The following is a 21,955-nucleotide window of genomic DNA, read 5'->3' as shown; positions in this document are numbered from 1 at the left end:
GGGGCTTGGCCATATGGCCTTCACGCTGGCGCAGCGCGGCAATCCGCCTATATAGATGCCGCCGCCATTTCCGCAATCAATGAGTAGTTCCGCTTGGCCGCCGACCGCCTTTATCTCGATCATGCCGCGACCACCCCGATGCTGCCGCAGGCGCAGGCCGCGATGGTCGCCGCAATGGCCGGCTGGGCCAACCCGTCCAGCCCACACAGCGACGGGCGCGCGGCGCGGGCGATGCTGGAGGATGCGCGGCGGCGGATCGCAGCGGCGCTGGGATGGGATGGCCATGTCCTCTTCACCTCCGGCGCGAGCGAGGCGATCGCCATCGCGCTGACCCGCGCCAAGGCGGGGCGAATCATCACCTCGCCGGTCGAGCATGACGCCGTGTTGCGCGTGACCAAGGAGGCCGAGCGGCTGGCGGTGGATGGCGATGGCCGGGTGCTGTTGCCGGAACTGGCGCCGGGCAGTCTGGTCGCGATCCAGCATGTGAACAACGAGACGGGCGTGATCCAGCCACTGGCGGATTTCCGGCGCGCGGGGCTGCTGCTGTTTGCCGATTGCGCCCAGAGCGCGGGCAAGCTGGCGCTGCCCGAGGCCGACATGATCGCGATCAGCGCGCACAAGTTCGGCGGGCCGCCGGGGATCGGCGCGCTGCTGATCCGCGATCTGGCGCTGGTCGAGCCGAGCGGCGGGCAGGAGCAGGGCTATCGCGCCGGCACCGAAAATCTGCCGGCGATCATGGCTATGGCGGCGGCGCTGGAGGCACGGGGCGACTGGATGCCGGTGGCGGCCGCGCTGCGGGCAAGGCTGGACGCCGGGATCGAGGCGGCGGGCGGGCAGATCGTCGCGCGTGACGCGCCGCGCCTGCCGGCGATCGCCAGCTATCGCATGCCCGGCCTGTCGGCGCGGGCGCAGCTGATCCAGTTCGACCTGGCCGGCATGTCCGTGTCGGCGGGCAGCGCCTGTTCATCCGGATCGCTCAAGACCAGCCATGTGCTGGGCGCGATGGGCTGGGACGCGGCGGCGGCGGGCGAAGTGGTGCGGGTGAGTTTCGGCCCGCAGACCAGCGCGGGCGATGTCGATCGCTTCCTGGCCACATGGACCGCCATGGCGGAGCGGGCGGGCCGGTGATCTATCTCGACTATCAGGCGACGACGCCGCTGGCGCCCGAAGCCTTCGAGGCGATGGTGCCGCTGTTGCGCGACCAGTTCGCCAATCCGCACAGCGCGCACCGCGCCGGGCGCATGGTCGCGGCGCAGGTGGAACTGGCGCGCGATGCCATAGGCCAGTTGCTGCCGCCGGGCGGCAGGCTGCTCTTCACCTCCGGCGCGACCGAGGCGCTCAATATCGCGATCCAGGGCGCGCCGGCGGGCGACATCGTCACCATCGCGACCGAACATGCCGCCGTGCTGGATACGGTGGCGGCGATGCGGCGGACGGGCCGGGCGGTGACGGTCCTGCCGGTGGATGGCGACGGGCTGGTCGACATGGAAGCGGCGGCGCGGGCGATCGTGCCGGGCATCGCTCTCGTTGTCGCGATGCTGGTCAATAACGAGATTGGCGTGATCCAGCCGGTCGGTGCGCTGGCGGAACTGGCCCATGGCGCGGGCGCGCTGTTCCTGTGCGACGCGGTGCAGGGCTATGGCCGGGTGCCGATCCCCGACCCGTGCGACATGGTGGCGATCAGCGCACACAAGATCCATGGGCCAAAAGGGATCGGCGCGCTGTGGTTGCGCGACGGGGTGAAGATCGACCCGCTGATCCATGGCGGCGGGCAGGAAGGCGGGCTGCGGTCGGGCACGCTGTCGCCCGCCCTATGCGCCGGCTTTGGCGTGGCGGCGCGCCTGATGCGGGAACAGGCGGAGGCCGACCGCGCGCATGTGGCGGCGCTGTCTGCGCAGGCGCGCGCACTGTTCGCCGACTGGACGCTGAACGGCAGCGCCGACGCGCGCTATCCCGGCAATCTCAACATTCGTCGCGCCGGGATCGACGGCGCGCGATTGTTGTCCGATTGCCGCAATATGTCTTTTTCGCTCGGCAGCGCTTGCGCGAGCGGGTCCGGGCGGCCTAGCCATGTGCTGCGCGCCTTGGGTCTTTCAGACAGTCAGGCGCGCGGATCGGTGCGGATCGGCTTTGGCCGATACACGACATCGGCCGAACTGGAGGAGGCTGCGAAGGTGATTAACGGGGCGGCGACCGCACAAGCGGCGCCGTGAGCAGGGAGCATCGCATAGCATGACCATGGTCACCTTCATCAGCGCCGACGGCGAAAATCGACTGGAGGTCGATGCGCCTGCCGGGTCCGTCCTGCTGGAGGTTGCACAGGCGGCGGGTCAGCCGCTGGAAGGAACATGCGAAGGGCAGATGGCCTGTTCGACCTGTCATGTCATCGTCGATGCCGCCGATTTCGACCGGCTGCCGCGCGCGAGCGAGGATGAGGAGGATATGCTGGACCTGGCCGCTGCGGCGACCCGCACCAGCCGCCTGGCCTGCCAGATCATCCTGTCCGAGCAACTGGACGCGCTGACTGTCCGTATCCCTGGCGAATTCAACAATATGCAAGGTATGTAAGCCATGGCGCTGCGCAAATCCCTCTCGCTCGCGGCGCTGACCGCCTGTCTGGTCGTGGCCTTGCCGCTGTCGGCCGCGCCCAAGAAGAAGGCGCCGGCCAAGAAGGCGGAAGATGTGCCGACCTTGCCGACATTGATGCCGCCCGCACCACGTTATCTGGTGCCGCAATCCGCGCTCACCTCCGTCCGCAATCCCAAGGAGATCGAGGAGGAGACCGGTGGGCGCATGGGCATCGCGCTGGTCGATCGCGAGGGCGCGCTGATCCTGGGTTTCAACCGCGATGACCGCTTTGCCATGTGCTCGACCTTCAAGGCGCCGCTGGCCGCCGCCGTGCTGATCGGCGCGCAGGGCGGCAAGTTCGGGCTGGAGGGGGAGATCCCCTTCACCAAGGACGATATTCTCGATTACGCGCCCGTCGTGAAGAAGAACAAGAAGCGCGGCCGCATGTCGATGGCCGAACTGGCCGCGGCGGCCGTGGAGGTCAGCGACAACAGCGCCGCCAACCTGTTGCTGCCGATGCTGGGCGGGCCGGAGGGGCTGACCTCCTTCATCCGTGCCCATGGCGACAAGATCACGCGGCTCGATCGCATCGAGCCCGAGTTGAACGAGAATGTCGCTGGGGATCCGCGCGACACGACCAGTCCGGCGGCGATGGCCGGACTGATGGGGCGGCTGTTGTTCCGCGACATGGCTGCGGCCGATGCCGACAGGCTGCGCGGCTGGCTCAATGCCAGCACCACCGGCGACAAAAGGATCAAGGCGGGCCTGCCCGAAGGCTGGACGTCGGGCAGCAAGACCGGCAGCTGCGGCACCGCCTATAATGACGTCGCACTGGTGAAGTCGCCGGCGGGCGAGGAATATATATTGGCCATCTATCTCGACCGGCCGACCGTGGACGACAAGAAGGCCGAGGCAGCGATCGCCGAGGCCGCCCATTCGGCGCTGGAATTCGTCAGCAAGGCGCAGAAGAGCGGGCTGGACTAGCTTTCAGGAAGGCAAGGGCATGGAAGCCCTTGCCTTCCTGTCATGACTTCGCCATATGCCCGGCCGGGAGTCGGGCGGACGTAGTCGTCGCCAACCTGGTCAGGTCCTGACGGAAGCAGCCACAACGATTTTTCTGCGGGTCGTTCCGGCTCCCACCTTTCCGCACAGCATCATCTCTTCGCAAGGTCCGAACGGGCTTCGACAAGCCGCATCTGAACGGTTAGGAAACAGGCATGTCCGATTCCCCTCAGCCCTATCGCGTGCTTGCGCGCAAATATCGTCCGCGCAACTTTCGCGAGCTGATCGGGCAGGACGCCATGGTCCAGACGCTGGGCAATGCGATCCGGCGCGGGCGCCTCGCCCATGCCTTTCTGATGACCGGCGTGCGCGGGGTCGGCAAGACGTCGACCGCGCGGCTGATCGCCAAGGCGCTGAACTGCATCGGCCCCGATGGGCAGGGCGGCCCGACGATCGACCCGTGCGGCGTGTGCGAACCCTGCATGGCGATCGCCGAGGGCCGGCATATCGACGTGGTCGAGATGGACGCCGCCAGCCATACCGGCGTCGACGACGTGCGCGAGATCATCGAGGCGGTGCGCTATGCCGCCGTGTCGGCGCGCTACAAGATCTACATCATCGACGAAGTCCATATGCTTTCGAAGAACGCGTTCAACGCGCTTCTCAAGACCTTGGAGGAGCCGCCGGCCCATGTGAAATTCCTGTTCGCCACGACCGAGGTGAACAAGGTGCCGGTGACGGTGCTGTCGCGCTGCCAGCGGTTCGACCTGCGCCGCATCCCGGCCGAGATGCTGGCCGGCCATTTCGCCCATGTGGTCGAGGCCGAACAGGTCGCGGCCGAACCCGATGCGCTGTCGCTGATTGCGCAGGCGGCCGAAGGCTCCGCGCGTGACGGCCTGTCGATCCTGGACCAGGCGATCGCCCATGCCGAAATGGGCGAGGGCGAGCCGATGGTCACGGCCGCGCAGGTGCGCGAGATGCTGGGCCTGTCGGATCGCGGCTCGACGCGCCGGCTGCTCGGCCTGCTGCTGGAGGGCGATACCGCTGCGCTGCTGGGCGGGGTGCGCGATCAATATGCGCTGGGGGTCGAGCCGCTGTCGCTGATGCGCGGCCTGCTGGAACTGGTGCATGCGGTCACGCTGGTGAAGGCCGGGCGCGACATTGCGACGCCGGGCCAGTCCGACGAGGAACGCGGCGCGCTGGCCGACTGGGCGTCGCAGATCGGCTTTGGCCCGCTGCATCGGCTGTGGCAGCTGATGCTCAAGGGGCATGACGAGGTGGCGACCGCCGCCCTGCCGATCGAGGCGTGCGAGATGGCGCTGCTGCGCGTGATGCATGCCGCGACCATGCCTGATCCCAGCGACCTTGCCCGGATGCTGCAGGGCGGGGTGCCGGCGGCCGCGCCGGCGATGCCGGGTCAGGCGCCCGCTGCTGCCGCGCCCGCGCCGGAACCCGCGTCCAGCCTGCCCGCCACCTTCGAGGATCTGATCGAAGCCTTCTGGCAGAAGAGCAAGGGGCATCTGGCGCAGGAAATGCATGATTGCGTGGGGATCATCCGCTATGATCCGCCAATGCTGGAGTATCGCGGCACCGCCAGCCTGTCGCCCGACTTCGCCACCCGGATCATCCCGGCGCTGCGCGAGGTGACCGGCGTCGCCTGGACGGTGACGCAGGGCGAGGGGGAGGCCAAGCCGACCCTGCTGGCCAATGAACAGCGCCAGCTGGCCGACAGCCGCGCCGCAATTTTGGAAACCCCGGTGGTCAAGGCGGCAATGGACGCCTTCCCCGATGCCGAGCTGGTCCATTCGGACGAGCCGGAACAATGGAGTGCCGAAGCATGAAGGATCTGAACGAAATATTGGGGATGGCCAGCCGCGTGCAGGAAGAGCTGCAGCGCGCGCAGGACAATCTGGACAAGTTGGAAGTCGAGGGCGCGGCCGGTGGCGGCCTGGTCAAGGTGAAGGCGTCGGCCAAGGGCCGCATCCTGGGCGTGTCGATCGACGACAGCCTGCTGGCGCCGTCGGAAAAGCAGATGCTGGAAGACCTTATCACCGCCGCGTTCAACGATGCGCGCAAGAAGGCGGACGAGGTCAGCAACACCGAAATGGGCAAGATGACCGCCGGCCTGCCGCTGCCGCCGGGCTTCAAGCTGCCCTTCTGAGCCGGCGCGCACTGCCGTTCCGGGGCTGCCGCTGGCGGATAAGCCCTTGTTCATCGTTGCAGCAATATGGTGATCGCTGATTGATTGACGCGACGGGCATCCCCATAAAGGCGATGAACCGCATGACGGGCCGCAAGTCCGGCCCTGGAGAGTGAATGACTACGCAATATCCCCTTCTGCCGCTGCGCGACATCGTCGTCTTCCCGCAGATGATCGTCCCGCTCTTCGTCGGTCGCGACAAGAGCGTCGCCGCGCTGGAAGCGGCGATGGAGGGCAATAAGGAAATCTTCCTGGTGTCCCAGCTCGACCCGGCCGAGGATGATCCGGGCAAGGACGCGCTGTATGACACCGGCGTGGTGTCGGTGGTGCTGCAACTGCTCAAGCTGCCCGACGGCACGGTGCGCGTGCTGGTCGAGGGCAAGCATCGCGCCCAGCTGGCCGATCTGGCGCCGGCCGAGGCTGGCTATCTGGTCGCCGAGGTCGCGCCGGTCGAGGAGATCGTCGCCGAAGGTCCGGAAGCCGCTGCGCTGATGCGCTCGGTGGCCGAGCAGTTCGAGAATTACGCCAAGCTCAACAAGAAGCTGCCGGCCGAAACGCCGGTGCAGCTGCGCGAGATCGACGATGCCGGTCGCCTGGCCGATTCCGTCGCCGCCAACATCAACGTCAAGGTCGCCGACAAGCAGTCGCTGCTGGTCGAGCCCGATCCGGTCAAGCGGCTGGAGATGGTGTTTGCCTTCATGGAAGGCGAGCTGGGCGTGCTGCAGGTCGAGAAGAAGATCCGTGGCCGCGTGAAGCGCCAGATGGAAAAGACCCAGCGCGAATATTATCTGAACGAGCAGCTCAAGGCGATCCAGCGCGAACTGGGCAATGGCGAGGGCGAGGAAGGCGATGAACTCGCCGAACTGGCCGACAAGATCGCCAAGGCGAAGCTGAGCAAGGAAGCCCGCGCCAAGGCGACGGCCGAGCTGAAGAAGCTCAAGGGCATGCAGCCCATGTCGGCCGAAGCGACGGTGGTGCGCAACTATCTCGACGTGCTGCTGGGCCTGCCCTGGGGCAAGAAGGGCCGGGTCAAGACCGACCTCAAGAAGGCGCAGGCGATCCTGGACGAGGATCATTTCGCGCTGGAGAAGGTCAAGGACCGGATCATCGAATATCTGGCGGTGCAGGCGCGCACCAACAAGCTGAAGGGGCCGATCCTGTGCCTCGTCGGCCCGCCGGGCGTCGGCAAGACCTCGCTGGGCCGTTCGATCGCCAAGGCGACCGGCCGCGAGTTCGTGCGCCAGTCGCTGGGCGGTGTGCGCGACGAAGCCGAGATCCGCGGCCATCGCCGCACCTATATCGGATCGCTGCCGGGCAAGGTCGTGTCGAACCTGAAGAAGGCGGGCACCATGAACCCGCTGTTCCTGCTCGACGAGATCGACAAGCTGGGCCAGGATTTCCGCGGCGATCCGGCATCGGCGCTGCTGGAGGTGCTGGACCCCGAACAGAACAGCAAGTTCCAGGACCATTATCTGGAGATCGACGTCGACCTGTCCGACGTGATGTTCGTGACGACGGCCAACTCGCTGAACCTGCCGCAGCCGCTGCTCGACCGCATGGAGATCATCCGGCTCGAAGGCTATACCGAGGACGAGAAGGTCGAGATCGCCCAGCGCCATCTGGTGCCCAAGCAGATCGACGCCCATGGCCTGAAGAATGGCGAGTTCGAGGTGACCGAGGCCGCGGTGCGCGACCTGATCCGTTACTATACCCGTGAAGCCGGCGTCCGCACGCTGGAGCGGGAAGTGGCGCGTCTGGCCCGCAAGGCGCTGCGCAAGATCCTGGAAGGCGCGTTCGACAAGGTCGAGATCACGCCTGAAAACCTGGCCGACTATGCCGGCGTGCGGAAATTCCGCCATGGCGTGGGCGAGGAAGAGAACCAGATCGGCGCCGTCACCGGCCTGGCCTGGACCGAGGTGGGCGGCGAACTGCTGACGATCGAGGCGGTGACCGTGCCCGGCAAGGGCCTGATCAAGACGACCGGCAAGCTGGGCGAAGTGATGAACGAATCGGTGCAGGCCGCCTTCTCCTATGTGAAGGCGCGTTCGCCCGGCTATGGCATCAAGCCGAGCCTGTTCAACCGCAAGGACATCCATATCCACCTGCCCGAGGGTGCGGTGCCCAAGGATGGTCCGTCGGCCGGTATCGGCATGGTCACGACCATCGTGTCGACCCTGACCGGCATTCCCGTCCACAAGGATGTGGCGATGACCGGCGAGGTGACGCTGCGCGGCCGGGTGCTGCCGATCGGCGGCCTCAAGGAGAAGCTTCTCGCGGCGCTGCGTGGCGGCATCAAGACGGTGCTGATCCCGCAGGAAAACGAGAAAGACCTAGCGGAAATTCCGGCCAACATCCGCGAGGGGCTGGAGATTGTTCCGGTGTCCCATGTCGACGAGGTGCTGGCGCGCGCGCTGGTGTCCAAGCCCGAAGCGATCACCTGGACCGAGGAAGATGATCTGGCCGCGCAGCCCAGCGCCGGCCAGGGTCGCGACGGCGATCCCGCTATCCGTCACTAAAAGCCCGGTTTTCGGCGCGTTTATGCCCATGGGGGCAAAAACGCGCCGGAGCCGGCTTTTTTGACGCTTTCCCTTTGACACCGCTTGAAAGCTGGGCCTTATTGCCCCGCCTACGCCGCGATTCCTTGACTATCCAACATCTATAAAGGGGGTTCCCAAGGCATGAACAAGCAGGATCTTATCAGCGCCGTCGCTGAAAGCAGCGGTCTCAGCAAGAGCGACGCCAGCAAGGCGGTCGAGGGCGTGTTCGACGCCATCACCGGCGCGCTGAAGAAGGGCGACGAAGTGCGCCTGGTTGGTTTTGGCACTTTCTCCGTGTCGCAGCGCAAGGCTTCGACCGGTCGCAACCCGCGCACCGGCGAGACGATGACGATCAAGGCGTCGTCGCAGCCGAAGTTCAAGGCCGGCAAGGGCCTGAAGGATTCGGTCAACTAAGGATGCAGGCGCGCCTGTTCGGGCGCGTTTACGTCTGATGATCTGCCGGCGTCGCGGTCGGAAGTAGGTTTGCGGGAGAGTGGCGCTGCGGCAGGGGAAACCCGCCCGGCGCATGCATGTCGAAAGGAAGGGGTAGGGGCCGGGGGCCTCTGCCCCTTTTTTCATGGCCTTGTGCGGCGGATCGCGGCGATGATCGGCCCGCTGCCCTCGACCTGCTCCGCCTGCGGGGGTAGGAGGGGGCATGAGAGCGATCAGACGGGGCATCGGGACTTCGGGGGCGGCCTTGGCGCTGCTGGGTGCATTGTCGGCCTGTGGCGGGGGAAATTTCCGTCCGGTGAGCGACATGCCGGTGCGCATCGGCAAGCCCTATACGGTGCGTGGCACCACCTATGTACCGGCCGACCAGCCGGGCTATGACCTGGTCGGCTATGCCAGCTGGTATGGATCGGAATCGGGCAATCGCACTGCCAATGGCGAGCGCTTCCGGCCCAGCTGGATCACGGCGGCACATACCAGCCTGCCCTTGCCCGCCTATGTCGAGGTGACGGCGCTGGATACCGGGCGCACGATCCTGGTGCGGATCAACGACCGTGGTCCCTTTTCGCGTGGCCGGATCATAGACCTGTCGCGCGGCGCGGCGGAGGAACTGGGGATTCGCGGTCAGGGCCATGCGGCGGTCCGGGTTCGTGCGGTCGATCCCCCGGAAAAGGATCGCAAGAAGCTGCGCAAGGGCAAGCCGGCGGAGGGTCGGCCGCGCGTCGGGGCGGACGAACTGGCCGTGCTGCGCGCCCGTCTGGCGGCGTCCGGCAACGATGCCGGGCGATAATTTTCATCCTTTGACATAAGCTGCTTGACGGGGGAGGGGCGGCCGCATATGTGGCCCTTCTCGCGGGGCAACAGCCCCTGTGGCGATCGTAGCTCAGTTGGTTAGAGCGCCGGTTTGTGGTACCGGAGGTCGCGGGTTCGGATCCCGTCGATCGCCCCATTTCCTTCGGGAATGCGCGAAATAAAACCCCGTCCTGCCTCGGCAGGATGGGGTTTTCGCGTTTCTGGCTTCGATCATTTTCCTGGCGCGTGGCGGCGGCTTTCCGCTGCCCTGGGCGCAACAAGAAAGGGCGCCCCTTGCGGGACGCCCTTCCTCTGCCGACTAACGCCTATGGGAGCGCTTAGACTGGGGTTTAGAAGCTGGCCTTGATCATGCCGCCAATGATGCGCGGTTCGTTGATCATGCCGGTCAGGTTGTTGAAGTCGATCGCGCTGACGGCGCGGATCTGGTTGGTGATGTTGCGGGCGAAGGCCGCGATCTCATAACCATGGTTCGACTTGTAACCGACCTTGAGGCCACCCTCCAGCGACGAGCGGCCGCGGAATTCGGCCGCCGAGTAGAGGAAATAGTTGATTTTGCTACGATAGGCCCAGTCGGTATAGGCGAAGACTTCGCCCGCATCGCCGACCGGGATGCCATAGCGCAGGGTCGCATTGGCGATGTAGCGCGGCGCCTGGGGCAGGTCATTGCCATCCAGATAGCTGTAGGTGGTGCCGCCATCGACGAAGGTGTTGCCGGTGGGCGTACACATGCCCGAGCCGCAGACCGCCACGAAGGCGTTCTTGTCGCGGATTTCGGTGAAGTTGTAGCTGCCGCCCACGGTCAGGTTCAGGTGATCGAGCGGCTGCGCCTCCAGATTGCCTTCCAGACCATAGCCGACCGCCTTGTTCACGTTGATCAGGCGGGCCGAGTTGCCGACGCCGCCGACAGCCGTCAGCTGCAGATCGTCGGTGTTCCAGTAATAGGCCGACAGGTCGAAGCGGACCATGTTGGCGATCGCGCCCTTGATGCCGCCTTCATAGGAGATGGTGGTCTGCTTCTTGGCGACCGAGGGGACGCTGAAGAAGGTCACGCGATCCTGGATCGCCGGGCCCTGATAGCCGGTGGCGACGCGGCCATAGAGGTTCACGTCGGGGCTGAGCGCATAGGTGGCGCTGACATCCCAGGACAGGTTGCTGCCCTGCGCGGTGTTGCTGAGCGGCAGATCGACGCCGATCAGCTGCGACGAGATGCTGCTGGCGGCGAGCGCCGGATCGAGCGTGATCGTGTCGCGCTTGTCGTCATGCGAATAACGCACGCCGGCACGCAGCGTCAGGGCCGACGTCACCTTGGCTTCGCCCGAGGCGAACAGGCCGATATTCTCGTTGGTGTTGTTGTGCAGGATCGCACTCACCCGGTTGCCCGCGAGATCATAGGCATATTCGTTATACTTCAGGCGCTGGTGGAAGAAATAGGTGCCCGCCTGCAGGCGGATGCCGTTCATGTCGTCCGTCGCGAAGCGGAATTCCTGGCTGAATTCCTCCGGCTTGGTCACGCCGCCGGTGTTGGAATCGAACGAGCCGACGCCGAGCTGGCCGGCGGTGCAGCCGGTATAGGGGTAGCAGCCGCCGCCATCGATATCGCCGGTGCTTTCGACGCTGGCCTTCTCATAGCCGGTGGTCGAGAAGAAGGTGCCCAGGCCGTCGACATGGAGCTGCATGCGCAGATTGCCGCCGCCCTGCTTCATCGACTGGCTGGTATAGCCGTCCAGGTTCACATGATCCTTGTCGAAGCCGTCGACGAAATGGTTGCTGCCCTGCTTAAAGATGTTGGCGCGGAACACGCGCGGGCTGCCGTCCAGGTCACGATAATGACCGCTCAGCACCGCCTTGAAGTCGCCGGCTTCATAGGCCAGCTGCACACGGCCGGCCATGTCGCGATAGCCTTCCAGCTCGCTGGCGGCGTTGCCGCCTTCATTGTCGTTCTTGACCCAGTCGTCGCGACGCTGGAGCAGGCCCGACACGCGGAAGCTGAGGCCGTCGGCGATCGGGCCGCCGATCGCGGCTTCAGCATTGACGGTGTTGTAGGTCGCCCAGGAGGCGCTGGCATAGCCGGTGAAATGATCGGTCGGCGCGGCCGAGGTCATCTTGACGACGCCCGCCGGGGTGTTGCGGCCGAACAGCGTGCCCTGCGGGCCGCGCAGCACTTCAACGCTGGCAAGGTCGAACACCGGGAAGCTCTTGAGCATCGGATTTTCGAGCGCGACATCGTCGAGCACGACCGAGACCGGCTGGGCGGCGTTGGGATCGAAATCGGTGTTGCCAAGGCCGCGGATGTAGAAGCGCGGGAAGGTGCGGCCGAACGAGCTTTCGACCTGAAGGCTGGGCGTGCGCGCGGCGAGGAAGCGGACGTCGAGGCCGCTGCTGTTGAGGGCGTCGAGCTTTTCGCCGCCGATGGCGGTCACGGCGACCGGCACGTCCTTGGCATTTTCAGCCCGGCGCGAGGCGGTGACGACGATTTCACCCAGGCCTTCGCCCGATGCGGCGGGCGCTTCGGTCTGGGCATGGGCGGCACCGATCGGCGCCAGAGCGGTGAGTGCGACGGCGAGCGCGCCGCGCGAAATGCTGGTGAAGATATGCGAAGATGTCATATTTGGCCCCCTTGATTGGCCTGGCATCCGTTTCCCTGCTGGTGTCCGCTGTTGCGGATCGCGCGCGACGCTATGCGCGCGCGGGCCTGGGAGCAAGCAGGACTGTCGCCATTCTGTAGCATCCGTGCAACAGATTTGCCAAAATGCGACAGTCCGACCCCATGGCGCTGTCAGGCCGTGCCCCAATGCAAAGCGCCGAAGGGACTTCGCACGGGCCGCATTGCCGATTATAGCGCGCGGATGGATGACGCACGCGACCGGGGGCTGACCCTCAACCCCAAATATGACGACCATGGCCTTATCACCGCGGTGGTGACCCATGTCACCTCCGGGGAAGTGCTGATGGTGGCGCATATGAATGCGCATGCGCTGGCGCTGACGGTCGAGACCGGCCTGGCCCATTTCTGGTCGCGCAGCCGCCAATCACTGTGGAAGAAGGGCGAAAGCTCCGGCCATATGCTTGGCGTGCGCGACATCCGGATCGACTGTGACCAGGATGCCGTCTGGGTGCTGGCAGAGCCGGCGGGGCCGACCTGTCACACCGGCGCGCGGTCCTGCTTCTTCCGCCGGATCGGCCCCGATGGGCTGAGCGCGGTCGATGAACCGGGCGTCGATGCGGCGCACTAGCCTTTTTCTCGCATGTCTTCTGGCCGGGTGTCAGCAGGCGGCGTCGCCGGGCGCAGCCGCGCCCGATCGCGCCGGGGCCGCGGCTTCGGGGCTGGAGCGCGCGGCGATCGCGACCGGCGCCATTGCCGACGCGTCGCGGATCGCGCCGGTCGGGCTGTTCCAGCGGCGGCATGAAGCGGGGCGGGATTCGCTCTGCGTCCTTCCCGCCAAGTCGGGCGACTATCGTTTCGGGCTGGAGGCGATCTTTGGCACCGAGCAGAGTTGCCATGGCGCAGGCACGGCGCGGCGGGCTGGCGACAAGCTGATCCTGAGCTTTTCCGGGGGCAGGAAGTGCATCATCGTCGCCCAATATGATGGCGACCAGGTGGCGCTGCCCGGCGTGGTCGACATGGCCTGTGACCGGCTGTGCGACGGGCGCGGCAATCTGGAAGGGGTGACCTTCCCGCGCATCGCCAATGATGCGGGCTCGGCCCTGCGTGCGCGCGATCGCGAGGATGAACCGCTGTGCGAGGCGGACTGAACGGGGCCGGCATATCTGCCAGCCCCATCAGGTTGATCAGCGATAGCCGGCTGCGGCGAGCAGGGCGACCAGGTCCATGCGCTTGACCTTGAGCGATTCCGGCGCCGACACGTCGATCCATTCGTCAGGCGAATGGCCCCGGCCGCCGGTCGCCGCGCGCGGGATGGTGATGGCCGGGATGCCCAGGCTCATCGGCACATTGGCGTCGGTCGAGCTGAAGCTCATCCGCGCGGTGACGCCTTCGGCGGCATAGGCAGCGGCGGTCTGGCGGACCAGCGCCGTGTCGGCGGCGGTGCTGCCGGCCGGACGATCGCCCACGACCTTCTTGTCGACGCGGATTGGGCCTTCCTTGATCGAGCGGGCGCCATTTTCGGTCTCGACGGCCTTGTCCACCGTGGCGAGGAACGCCTGTTCCAGCTTGGCCAGTTCAGCCGCGCTTTCCGATCGCATGTCGACCTGCAGCCAGACTTCCTGCGGGATGGCGTTGACCGACGAGCCGCCGCCCACGACGCTGGCGCTGTAGGTCGTCTTGGGCGACTGGGGCACCGGGATCTTGTAGAGATCGACGATCGCCTGGCTCATCGCCGTCATCGGATTGACCAGGCCGAAGGCGCCGAAGCTGTGGCCGCCGGGGCCGGTGAAGGTCAGGCGATAGCGCTTCGATCCGACGCCGCCATTGATCAGGCCATCGACCGAGCCATCGTCGATCGAGAAGAAGCTGGCGATGCGGTCCTTATATTTGCCCTTGTGGAACAGCTGCTTCATGCCGCGCAGGTCGCCCAGGCCTTCCTCGCCGACATCGCCGACGAACAATATGTCCATCGGCGCGCTGATGTTGGCGCCGACGATCGCCTTGATCAGGCTCAACTGGGTGGCGAGGCCGGCGACATCGTCCCCGACACCGGGCGCGTGGAGCTTGTTGCCCTCGCGCCGGACCGTGACCGGCGTGCCTTCGGGAAAGACGGTGTCGAGATGGGCGGACACGACGATCAGCTTGCCGCCCGGCTTGCCGCTGCCACGGCGCAGGCCCAGCACATTGCCGCCCTCGTCAATCTCCACATCGGTAAGGCCGGCGGCGCGGAACATGTCGGCATAGGCCTTGGCCCGCGCCTCTTCCTTGAAGGGGGGCGCCGGAATCTGGGTCAGGGTGACGATATTGTCGACCCACTGGTCATGTTCGGCCTCCAGCGCGGCGAAGGCAGCCTTGACCGCCGGGCGCGCGCGGATCGCGGCAATGGCGCGGGCATCGGCCGGTGCGGTCGCGCTGGTGGGCGTGGCGGCACGGACCGGAACCGACAGGGCCGTGCTGGCCAATATTATACAGAGCGCGAACCGCTTCATTCTGGACCCCTTTTATGATGGGCGCACCGGCGTGGGCGCCGGGGTCCGTCTAGCCGGGGAGGCAGGCGCGCATCAATGGCCGATATAGCGGCCGGGGCGGTGGTTGACGAACAGCACGGCGTTGATCGCGGCGGCCGACAGGACGGACAGGCCAAAGCGCTCGGCATTGAGGATCGGCAGCGAGGCGAGCAGGATCAGCACATCGCAGGCCATCTGGGTGCGACCGGCATTCCAGCCGCGCGATTTCTGTAGGATCAGCGCGACCACGCCGACGCCGCCCACGCCCGCGCCATGGCGGGCGATGGCCAGGATGCCGAAGCCGATGATCGAGCCGCCGAAAAGCGCGGCGAAGAAGGGGCTGATCCGGGCGATCTCCATCGCATAGGGCATGGCAAGGCCGACGCCCATGATCGCGATATTGGCGAACAGGGTCTTGAGGCCGAAGGCCATGCCCATCGCCCGCCCGGCGAACAGGAAGAAGGGGATGTTGATCAGCAGGAACAAAGTCGCGGGCGACAGATGGATCAGATAGGACAGCAGCAGCGCGATGCCGGCCATGCCGCCGGTCACCAGCTTTGCCTGTTTCAGCAGCATCAGCCCCATGGCGATGAAGGCGCAGCCGATGGCGATCGCATAGAAATCCTCGGCAGGACTATGCGGCCGCGCGACATGGGCAGGCGGAACGGGCAGGGCAGGCGACGGCGCCGGGGGCGTCGGGTCGATCGAGGTCATGGCATGTCCGAAAAGCGTGAGCGCCCCGTGCCATCCTCTCTTGTCGTCTTTGTCCGCGCCCATAGTCGCAGACGGGCAGTCTGAAAAGGGGCGTTAACCGGCGTCGACCTGTTTCGGGCCGAACTGGTCGATCGCTTCGAACAGGCGTGTGAGCGCGATCCGCTCCTCCGCGTGGATTTCCGGGCGCCAGACTTCGAACAGCAGGACGACGCGGGTGTCATTGCCCCGGTTCCAGGCCTCATGTTCGATGCTGTCGTCAAAGATCAGCATTTCGCCCGGCACCCAGGCGCGGGTTTCGGCACCGACCCGCAGCGCGCAATTGTCAGTCACGATCAGCGGCAGATGGCAGATCAGGCGGGTGTTGAGCACGCCATGATGGGGCTGAATATGGGTGCCCGGTTTCAGCAGCGACCAGAGCGCCATGGGCGAGCGGCCAGCGATGACAGGCCGGGGCACCTGGTCCAGCGCGGCCATGACGGCCGGGCAGCGCACAGCATGGTCGGCCACGATCTCGCCATCCTGCCAGAAATAATATGCGCCCCAGGAGGGATCGTCGCGCAGCGGATTGTTGGGCGCCGGGCGATCGATGGGCGTCTGGACATAGGGCGCGAAATCGGGCGCACCGGCGCGTACGTCGTTCAGTTCGGCGATAATGGCGTCGGTTGCCGCTTCAACCGCGGGTACCCAGGCAAATTCGTCGCGCTCGTAAAAGGCGCGCTGCGGCAGGCCAGGAAAATAGAACATGCTGGGCTGCTGGAGATAAAGCTGCGTCTTGCCCAGCAGCAGGTCGGTCGCCTGGGCAATGCGTGGGAGCGTGGGGAGGCCAGTCATCGCCGCGTCGAGATGATCCTCGAAATCCCGGCTGGCGCCGGCGATCGCCTCCTGCGCGCGTTGCAGCAGCGGTTGCAGAGCGGGCGGGGCGCCATGGGCGGCGGCCTGTGCCAGGGCGCTGCGGAACCAGGATGTCGCGCCGCGCAGATCGCCGCGCCGCTGGAAATTCTGCCCCATGGCGAGTAGTGCGGGCAGGTTGCGCATATCCTGTTGCAGGATGCGGTTGAGCGCGGCCTGTTCGCCGTCCAGATCGCCCAGTCGATTGCAGGCCTGGGCCAGCAGCATGGCCGGCGGATCGGCCATTTCGGAGAGGGTGGCACGCGCCACTGCCGCGTCGCCGCGGCGCAATGCGGCGATCGCCGCGTCCTGTAAGGTCTGTTCGCGTGCCCGATCCGTCATCCGCCCGCCTTAGCCAGCGGAACGGATGGAAGGAAGCGGCTTATTCGCAGGGCACCAGCGCGGGCTGGGTGCTGCGCCGTGCGGTGGCGATGGCGACCAGATAGATGGCCAGGCCGCCCAGCGACAAGGCGCAGCCAATCCAGCCGGTCGACACCAGGCCATAGCCCGCCGCGATCGACAGGCCGCCGAGCCAAGGGCCGAGCGCATTGGCGATGTTGAAGGCGCTGTGGTGCAGTGCGGCGGCCAGCGTCTGGGCGTCGCCCGCAACGTCCATCAGTCGCGCCTGCAACGGCGTACCCATGCCGCCGCCAATACCGATCAGGAAGACGATGAGGCTGAGGCTCCAGATATTGCCGGCCATGAAGGGGAAGAGAGCCAGCGCAACCGCGCTCCACACGAGGATGCCGATGACGGTGCGGTTGAGCGCACGGTCGGCCAGCCAGGCAACGACGAGATTGCCGACCGTCATGCCGAGGCCAAAGACGATCAGGATCAGCGGCACCAGGGTTTCGGACACATGGGTCACCTCGATCATGGTCGAGGCGACATAGGTGTAGACCGCGAACAGGCCGCCAAAGCCGATCGCGCCGGTCAGCAGGGTCAGCCAGACCTGTGACTTGCCGAGTGCGCTCAACTCGCGCATCGGGCTGGCCTTCGGATCGCCGGCGTCGCGCGGGGCGTAGAGCGCGACCAGGCTCATGGTCAGCACGGCGAGCGCGCAGACCACGAAGAAGCCCGAACGCCAGCCCAGTATCTGGCCCATCCAGTTGGCGACCGGCACGCCCAATACCGTGGCGATGGTGAGGCCCGACATCACCTTGGCGATCGCCAGTGTGCGCTTCTCGATCGGCACCAGGCTGGCCGCGACCAGCGCCGCGACGCCGAAATAGGCGCCATGGGGCAGGCCCGAAAGGAAGCGGAACAGCAGCATCCAGTGATAGCTGGGGGACAGCGCCGACAGGCCGTTGCCGACAGCAAACATCGCCATCAGCGCGATCAGCAGGGTGCGGCGCGGCAGGCGCGCGGCAAAGGCGGCGATCAGCGGCGCGCCGACCACCACGCCCAGCGCATAGGCGCTGATCGCATGACCTGCGGTCGGCAGGTCGATGTGGAGGTCGCGCGCGAAGAAGGGCAGCAGGCTCATGGAGGCGAATTCGGTCGTGCCGATCGCAAAGGCGCCCACGGACAGCGCGAAAAGGACGAGCGCGGGGTGCGCCTTGTGGGACTGGCTGCCCATGACAAGCTCCATGCTGCAATGCAAAATGACGGAAGTCCGCCAGATGGGCCGAGTGACAGCGATGGTCAAGGCTGCATACGTATGAGATTCTTGCAACTGGCAACGCATCTGGTGCAACGCGGCATCGAATGACATTTTTTCAATTAATCGTATATGGTATTCATTGCACATGAGCAGGAACGAGATGAACGGGCAGGGTGCCGTGCTGGCGGGGGCTGGCGCCGTGCTGGCGTCGCTGCTGTCGATGAATATGGGCGCGGCCTTTGCCAAGACGCTGTTCCCGATCGTCGGTGCCTATGGCATTGCGGCGCTGCGCATCTTCCTGGCGGCGATCCTGCTGATGCTGTTCCGGCGGCCATGGCGGCGGCCGATCCCGGCCGATGTGCGCTGGCCGCTGCTGATCTATGGCGCGACCCTCGCGCTGATGAACCTGCTCATCTATCAGGCGTTCGCCCGCATCCCGCTGGGCATCGCCATGGCCATCGAGGTGACGGGGCCGCTGGCGATCGTGCTGTTCGGGTCGCGCCGGCCGCGCGATTTCCTGTGGCTGGGGGCGGCGGTGATCGGCCTGCTGCTGCTCTTGCCGCTGCGCAGCGATGCCGTGCTTGATCCTTTGGGTGTCATCTTCGCTGTCGGGGCGGCGGCCTGCTGGGCGCTGTATATCCTGACCGGCAAGCGGGTGTCGGGCGCGCTGCGCGGCGATGCGGTCGCCTGGGGCATGCTGGCGGCGGCGATCCTGGTGCTGCCGGTCGGGCTGACCCATGCCGGCGCGTCGCTCCTTTCGCCCTGGGTGCTGATGGTCGGGCTGGCGATCGCCCTGCTGTCGAGCGCCTTGCCCTATTCGCTGGAGATGGAGGCGATGCGGCGCCTGCCCGCGCCGGTGTTCGGCCTGTTGCTGAGCGCGGCGCCGGCGATCGGCGCACTGGCGGGCTTCGTCGTGCTGGGTGAGCGGCTGACGGCGCTGCAGGGCGTGGCGATATTCTGCATCATCGCGGCATCAGGCGGCAGCGCGCTGACGGTGCGTCATGCCCCCGCGATTGAGGATGCGCCGCAATAGGGGGGCGGTCAGCCGCTGACGACGGCCTTGCTGGTATCCAGCATCTTGCCGTTGGTGATGATGACCATGTCGCCGACCTTGGTGACGCCGAACAGCTTCTGCGCAAATTCCTTGGGCACGCCGATGCAGCCATGGGTGGCATAGCCCCATTTGACGTCGCTGCCATGGATGGCGACGCCGTCGCTGGTCAGCCGCTGCATATAGGGCATGGGCGCGTTGTTGTAGGTGCTGGAATAATGGTCGGCGTCCTTCTGCATGATCGGGAAGGCACCGAGCGGGCTCTGCTTGTCGGTCGCGCCATAGAGGATGACGGCGGCGCCGATTTCATAGCCGTCGCGGAAGACGGAAAGGGTCTGGGCTTTCAGGTCGACGGTGATGATGACCGGCCCCTTGGCCGGCGCGCCTTCCTCGTCCCAGGCATAGTCGCCATGCTCGAAAGGCCCCTCGATCTTGAGCACGCGCTTGACCGCCAGCGCATGGGGATCGACCTTCATGCCCTGATCGCTGCGCCGTTCGACCAGCGGCAGCGGCTTGGGCGCGGCGGTGGCCTCGGCCGGTTTGGCCTGGGTCGCGTTGCCGGCGTTGCGATCAATCTTGTCGGTCAGCAGCAGCGCGCCGCCGCCCAGGACGGCGCCGATCAGCAGTTTCGGGCCAAGGCTGCGAGCCAATGTGCCGATGACGCCTGCCATGATCTTCCTCGCTTCATCCTTTGCCGGTCAAGCTAACAGCCTAACCGGCAAAGGTTAAGGTCAGCCTTCGCGCGCCACTTCGGCGGCGGCGATGGCGGTCAGGTTGAGGATGCCGCGCGCGGTGACGCCGGGCGTCAGCACATGGATCGGCTGGGCGGTGCCGATCAGCATCGGCCCGACCGTGGGCGAGCTGGACGAGGCGCCGAGCGCCGTCAGCGTGATATTGGCGGCGTCGAGGTTCGGCATCACCAGCAGGTTGGCCGGCCCCTCGAACCGGGAGTCGGGGATCAGCCGTTCGCGCAGCGCCTGGCTGAGCGCGGCGTCGGCGTGCATTTCGCCATCGACCGCCAGCTCCGGCGCGGCCTGGCGCACCAGGTCGAGCGCGGCGCGCATCTTGCGGGCGCTGGGGCTGTTCGACGCACCGAAATTGGAGTGCGACAGCAGCGCCACGCGCGGCTTCAGGCCGAAATGCTGCAACTCGGTCGAGGCCAGCAGCGTCATTTCCGCAATCTGGTCGGGCGTCGGGTCCGGCACCATATGGGTGTCGGTGATGAACAGCGCGCCGGCGTCGAGGATCAGGCCCGACAGCGCATAGATGCGGCTGTGGTTGGGCGCGCGATCGATGATGCGCAGCACATGTTCGACCTGGCCCCAATATTCAGAGCGGCCGCCGACCAGCGCGGCGTCGACCCGGCCGGTGCGCAGCAGCATGGCGGCGGTGACGGTCGGGCGGCGATAGACATGGCGCAGGATTTCGTCTGGCGGCACGCCCTTGCGCGCGGCGATCGCGCGATAGGCCTCGACCAGTTCACGCATGATGTCATGATCCGTCTCGGGATCGATCACCTCGACATCGCGGTCGAGCTGGAAGCTGAGGCCCATGTCGGCCAGCTTCTGTTCCAGCAGGCGACGGCGCGCGACGATGGTCGGCTTGACGATGCCTTCGTCCAGACCGTCCTGGATCGCGCGCAGCACGCGCTCATCCTCGCCCTCGCCATAGACGATGCGGCACTGGCTGCCGCGCGCGGCGTGGAAGACCGGCAGCATCAACTGGCCGGACCGGGTGTTCTGGTGCGACAGGGCGCGCTTATATTCTTCGAGGTCCAGCGTCTTGGTGGCGACGCCGCTGTCCATCGCCGCCTTGGCCACAGCACCGGCAATCTCGCCGATCAGGCGCGGATCGAACGGGGTCGGGATGATGTAATCGGCGCCGAACACCAGCTTGCGACCGCCATAGGCCTGCGCCACGCTGTCATGCGCGGGCATGCGGGCGAGGGCGGCGATCGCGTCGGCGGCGGCGACCTTCATCGCCTCGTTGATCTGGGTCGCGCCGCAATCCAGCGCGCCGCGGAAGATATAGGGGAAGCACAGGACGTTGTTGACCTGGTTGGGATAGTCCGACCGGCCGGTGGCGATGATCGCGTCCGGGCGCACTTCGCGCGCGGCTTCGGGGCGGATTTCCGGCTCCGGATTGGCGAGCGCGAAGATCAGCGGATTGGGCGCCATCAGCGGCAGCCATTCCGGCTTCAGCACGCCCGGAGCCGAAAGCCCCAGGAACAGGTTGGCGCCCGGCAGCACGTCGGGCAGGGTGCGCGCGTTGGTGTCGCGGGCATAGCGCGCCATGTTGGGCAGCATGCCTTCGCGGCCCGAATGGATGACGCCGTCCTTGTCGGTCATCGTCACATTGTCGATCGGCAGGCCCATCGAGACGAGCAGGTCGACGCAGGCGAGCGCGGCGGCGCCGGCGCCCGAAGTGACCAGCTTGGCGTCGGCCAGGGTCTTGCCCTGCAGCACCAGCGCGTTGCGCACGGCCGCGGCGACGACGATGGCGGTGCCATGCTGATCGTCATGGAAGACCGGAATGTTCATCCGTTCCTTCAGGCGCCGTTCGATCTCGAAACATTCGGGCGCCTTGATGTCTTCCAGATTGATGCCGCCAAAGGTCGGCTCCAGCAGGGCGACGGCTTCGACGAACTTGTCCGTGTCGGTGGTGTCGACTTCGATGTCGAACACGTCGATGTCGGCGAATTTCTTGAAGAGGACGGCCTTGCCTTCCATCACCGGCTTCGACGCCAGTGCGCCGATCGCGCCGAGGCCGAGGACGGCGGTGCCGTTGGAGATGACCGCGACCAGATTGCCACGCGCGGTATAGTCCAGCGCCTTGGCGGGATCGGCAGCGATCTCCTCGCAAGGGGCGGCCACCCCCGGCGAATAGGCCAGCGCCAGATCGCGCTGGTTCACCATGCGCTTGGTCGGCTCGATCGCGAGCTTACCGGGCTGGGGAAGGCGGTGATAGTCTAGGGCGGCGCGGCGGGTGTTATCGTCCATGCGATGCGCCTTAGAGAC

At 66.4% G+C, this 21,955-nt stretch carries 19 protein-coding genes, 1 tRNA gene and 1 other RNA gene; 14 read left to right on the top strand and 7 right to left on the bottom strand.

Annotation, left to right across the window (positions count from 1 at the left end; translation table 11 throughout):
* Positions 1-93 precede the first annotated feature (93 nt).
* The 11 genes from VHN57_RS12590 (at position 94) to VHN57_RS12540 (ending at position 9,706) form a co-directional block, all read left to right on the top strand.
* Entirely contained in the window at positions 94-1,128 is a 1,035-nt protein-coding gene (locus VHN57_RS12590) for a cysteine desulfurase family protein (protein ID WP_169860330.1), read from the top strand.
* Complete coding sequence (locus tag VHN57_RS12585) at positions 1,095-2,213, top strand: cysteine desulfurase family protein (RefSeq protein ID WP_278988112.1); 1,119 nt, start codon at positions 1,095-1,097, stop codon at positions 2,211-2,213. Before VHN57_RS12590 ends, VHN57_RS12585 begins: the two co-directional genes overlap by 34 nt.
* Before the next feature lie 19 nt (positions 2,214-2,232).
* Entirely contained in the window at positions 2,233-2,568 is a 336-nt protein-coding gene (locus tag VHN57_RS12580; RefSeq protein ID WP_010337134.1) for a 2Fe-2S iron-sulfur cluster-binding protein, read from the top strand.
* A 3-nt stretch (positions 2,569-2,571) separates the two neighbouring features.
* Complete coding sequence (blaSGM, locus tag VHN57_RS12575; RefSeq protein ID WP_423284032.1) at positions 2,572-3,552, top strand: SGM family class A beta-lactamase; 981 nt, start codon at positions 2,572-2,574, stop codon at positions 3,550-3,552.
* A 62-nt stretch (positions 3,553-3,614) separates the two neighbouring features.
* Positions 3,615-3,712, top strand: an RNA gene (gene ffs, locus VHN57_RS12570) — signal recognition particle sRNA small type.
* 73 nt (positions 3,713-3,785) lie between these two features.
* Positions 3,786-5,411 (top strand): DNA polymerase III subunit gamma/tau, encoded by a 1,626-nt coding sequence (locus VHN57_RS12565; protein ID WP_017500918.1) that lies wholly within the window; start codon positions 3,786-3,788, stop codon positions 5,409-5,411.
* Complete coding sequence (locus VHN57_RS12560) at positions 5,408-5,731, top strand: YbaB/EbfC family nucleoid-associated protein (protein WP_004207701.1); 324 nt, start codon at positions 5,408-5,410, stop codon at positions 5,729-5,731. Before VHN57_RS12565 ends, VHN57_RS12560 begins: the two co-directional genes overlap by 4 nt.
* A 155-nt stretch (positions 5,732-5,886) precedes the next feature.
* On the top strand, positions 5,887-8,286 hold the full coding sequence (lon, locus tag VHN57_RS12555) for an endopeptidase La (RefSeq protein ID WP_004207700.1): 2,400 nt from the start codon (positions 5,887-5,889) through the stop codon (positions 8,284-8,286).
* Positions 8,287-8,448: 162 nt separating this feature from the next.
* Positions 8,449-8,721, top strand: a complete 273-nt coding sequence (locus VHN57_RS12550; protein ID WP_004207699.1) for an HU family DNA-binding protein — start codon at positions 8,449-8,451, stop codon at positions 8,719-8,721.
* A gap of 241 nt (positions 8,722-8,962) precedes the next feature.
* The gene (locus VHN57_RS12545) at positions 8,963-9,547 is read left to right on the top strand and encodes a septal ring lytic transglycosylase RlpA family protein (RefSeq protein WP_278987125.1); all 585 of its coding nucleotides are present in this window, start codon (positions 8,963-8,965) and stop codon (positions 9,545-9,547) included.
* 82 nt (positions 9,548-9,629) lie between these two features.
* A tRNA-His gene (locus VHN57_RS12540) sits at positions 9,630-9,706 on the top strand.
* Between the two features lie 193 nt (positions 9,707-9,899).
* On the opposite strand, the gene VHN57_RS12535 is transcribed toward VHN57_RS12540, so the two are convergent.
* Complete coding sequence (locus VHN57_RS12535) at positions 9,900-12,176, bottom strand: TonB-dependent receptor (protein ID WP_010337130.1); 2,277 nt, start codon at positions 12,174-12,176, stop codon at positions 9,900-9,902.
* A gap of 240 nt (positions 12,177-12,416) precedes the next feature.
* Between VHN57_RS12535 and hisI the strand changes: the two genes are divergently transcribed.
* Complete coding sequence (gene hisI / locus VHN57_RS12530; protein WP_069338107.1) at positions 12,417-12,803, top strand: phosphoribosyl-AMP cyclohydrolase; 387 nt, start codon at positions 12,417-12,419, stop codon at positions 12,801-12,803.
* On the top strand, positions 12,790-13,323 hold the full coding sequence (locus VHN57_RS12525) for a hypothetical protein (protein WP_278986795.1): 534 nt from the start codon (positions 12,790-12,792) through the stop codon (positions 13,321-13,323). The genes hisI and VHN57_RS12525 overlap by 14 nt, the downstream gene beginning before the upstream one ends.
* A 36-nt stretch (positions 13,324-13,359) precedes the next feature.
* On the opposite strand, the gene VHN57_RS12520 is transcribed toward VHN57_RS12525, so the two are convergent.
* The 4 genes from VHN57_RS12520 to VHN57_RS12505 form a co-directional block, all read right to left on the bottom strand.
* Complete coding sequence (locus tag VHN57_RS12520; protein WP_099233130.1) at positions 13,360-14,664, bottom strand: M20/M25/M40 family metallo-hydrolase; 1,305 nt, start codon at positions 14,662-14,664, stop codon at positions 13,360-13,362.
* A gap of 72 nt (positions 14,665-14,736) precedes the next feature.
* Positions 14,737-15,396, bottom strand: coding sequence for a YitT family protein (locus VHN57_RS12515; protein ID WP_004207693.1), 660 nt, complete (start codon positions 15,394-15,396; stop codon positions 14,737-14,739).
* Between the two features lie 93 nt (positions 15,397-15,489).
* Positions 15,490-16,626: an aspartyl/asparaginyl beta-hydroxylase domain-containing protein gene (locus VHN57_RS12510; protein WP_278986776.1), complete on the bottom strand. Its 1,137-nt coding sequence runs from the start codon at positions 16,624-16,626 to the stop codon at positions 15,490-15,492.
* Between the two features lie 40 nt (positions 16,627-16,666).
* Positions 16,667-17,863, bottom strand: a complete 1,197-nt coding sequence (locus VHN57_RS12505) for an MFS transporter (protein ID WP_278986775.1) — start codon at positions 17,861-17,863, stop codon at positions 16,667-16,669.
* 184 nt (positions 17,864-18,047) lie between these two features.
* Here VHN57_RS12505 and VHN57_RS12500 point away from each other — a divergent pair, with 184 nt between their 5' ends.
* Entirely contained in the window at positions 18,048-18,920 is an 873-nt protein-coding gene (locus VHN57_RS12500) for an EamA family transporter (RefSeq protein ID WP_097385688.1), read from the top strand.
* An 8-nt stretch (positions 18,921-18,928) separates the two neighbouring features.
* Here the strand turns inward: VHN57_RS12500 and VHN57_RS12495 are convergent, their stop codons facing one another.
* Together VHN57_RS12495 and VHN57_RS12490 are read right to left on the bottom strand one after the other, a co-directional pair.
* Positions 18,929-19,609 carry a L,D-transpeptidase family protein gene (locus tag VHN57_RS12495; protein ID WP_278986774.1) on the bottom strand — a complete coding sequence of 227 codons (681 nt, stop codon included), beginning with the start codon at positions 19,607-19,609 and terminating at the stop codon, positions 18,929-18,931.
* Positions 19,610-19,669: 60 nt separating this feature from the next.
* Positions 19,670-21,937: an NADP-dependent malic enzyme gene (locus VHN57_RS12490; RefSeq protein WP_004207688.1), complete on the bottom strand. Its 2,268-nt coding sequence runs from the start codon at positions 21,935-21,937 to the stop codon at positions 19,670-19,672.
* Positions 21,938-21,955: the final 18 nt, after the last annotated feature.

Source organism: Sphingobium salicis subsp. salicis (assembly GCF_049472635.1).
Taxonomy (GTDB): domain Bacteria; phylum Pseudomonadota; class Alphaproteobacteria; order Sphingomonadales; family Sphingomonadaceae; genus Sphingobium; species Sphingobium yanoikuyae_A.
Note: the sequence above shows the minus strand (reverse complement) of the source record. Positions and strands in the feature narration are given on the sequence as shown.

Excerpts from the sequence above, each read along its gene's own strand:
- VHN57_RS12515 (WP_004207693.1), bottom strand. The coding sequence starts at position 15,396 with ATGACCTCGATCGACCCGACGCCCCCGGCGCCGTCGCCTGCCCTGCCC.
- VHN57_RS12505 (WP_278986775.1), bottom strand. The coding sequence starts at position 17,863 with ATGGGCAGCCAGTCCCACAAGGCGCACCCCGCGCTCGTCCTTTTCGCG.
- VHN57_RS12580 (WP_010337134.1), top strand. The coding sequence starts at position 2,233 with ATGACCATGGTCACCTTCATCAGCGCCGACGGCGAAAATCGACTGGAG.
- lon (WP_004207700.1), top strand. The coding sequence starts at position 5,887 with ATGACTACGCAATATCCCCTTCTGCCGCTGCGCGACATCGTCGTCTTC.
- hisI (WP_069338107.1), top strand. The coding sequence starts at position 12,417 with ATGGATGACGCACGCGACCGGGGGCTGACCCTCAACCCCAAATATGAC.
- VHN57_RS12560 (WP_004207701.1), top strand. The coding sequence starts at position 5,408 with ATGAAGGATCTGAACGAAATATTGGGGATGGCCAGCCGCGTGCAGGAA.
- VHN57_RS12545 (WP_278987125.1), top strand. The coding sequence starts at position 8,963 with ATGAGAGCGATCAGACGGGGCATCGGGACTTCGGGGGCGGCCTTGGCG.
- VHN57_RS12565 (WP_017500918.1), top strand. The coding sequence starts at position 3,786 with ATGTCCGATTCCCCTCAGCCCTATCGCGTGCTTGCGCGCAAATATCGT.
- VHN57_RS12495 (WP_278986774.1), bottom strand. The coding sequence starts at position 19,609 with ATGGCAGGCGTCATCGGCACATTGGCTCGCAGCCTTGGCCCGAAACTG.
- VHN57_RS12585 (WP_278988112.1), top strand. The coding sequence starts at position 1,095 with ATGGACCGCCATGGCGGAGCGGGCGGGCCGGTGATCTATCTCGACTAT.
- VHN57_RS12520 (WP_099233130.1), bottom strand. The coding sequence starts at position 14,664 with ATGAAGCGGTTCGCGCTCTGTATAATATTGGCCAGCACGGCCCTGTCG.
- VHN57_RS12550 (WP_004207699.1), top strand. The coding sequence starts at position 8,449 with ATGAACAAGCAGGATCTTATCAGCGCCGTCGCTGAAAGCAGCGGTCTC.
- VHN57_RS12535 (WP_010337130.1), bottom strand. The coding sequence starts at position 12,176 with ATGACATCTTCGCATATCTTCACCAGCATTTCGCGCGGCGCGCTCGCC.
- VHN57_RS12525 (WP_278986795.1), top strand. The coding sequence starts at position 12,790 with ATGCGGCGCACTAGCCTTTTTCTCGCATGTCTTCTGGCCGGGTGTCAG.
- blaSGM (WP_423284032.1), top strand. The coding sequence starts at position 2,572 with ATGGCGCTGCGCAAATCCCTCTCGCTCGCGGCGCTGACCGCCTGTCTG.
- VHN57_RS12490 (WP_004207688.1), bottom strand. The coding sequence starts at position 21,937 with ATGGACGATAACACCCGCCGCGCCGCCCTAGACTATCACCGCCTTCCC.
- VHN57_RS12500 (WP_097385688.1), top strand. The coding sequence starts at position 18,048 with ATGAACGGGCAGGGTGCCGTGCTGGCGGGGGCTGGCGCCGTGCTGGCG.
- VHN57_RS12510 (WP_278986776.1), bottom strand. The coding sequence starts at position 16,626 with ATGACGGATCGGGCACGCGAACAGACCTTACAGGACGCGGCGATCGCC.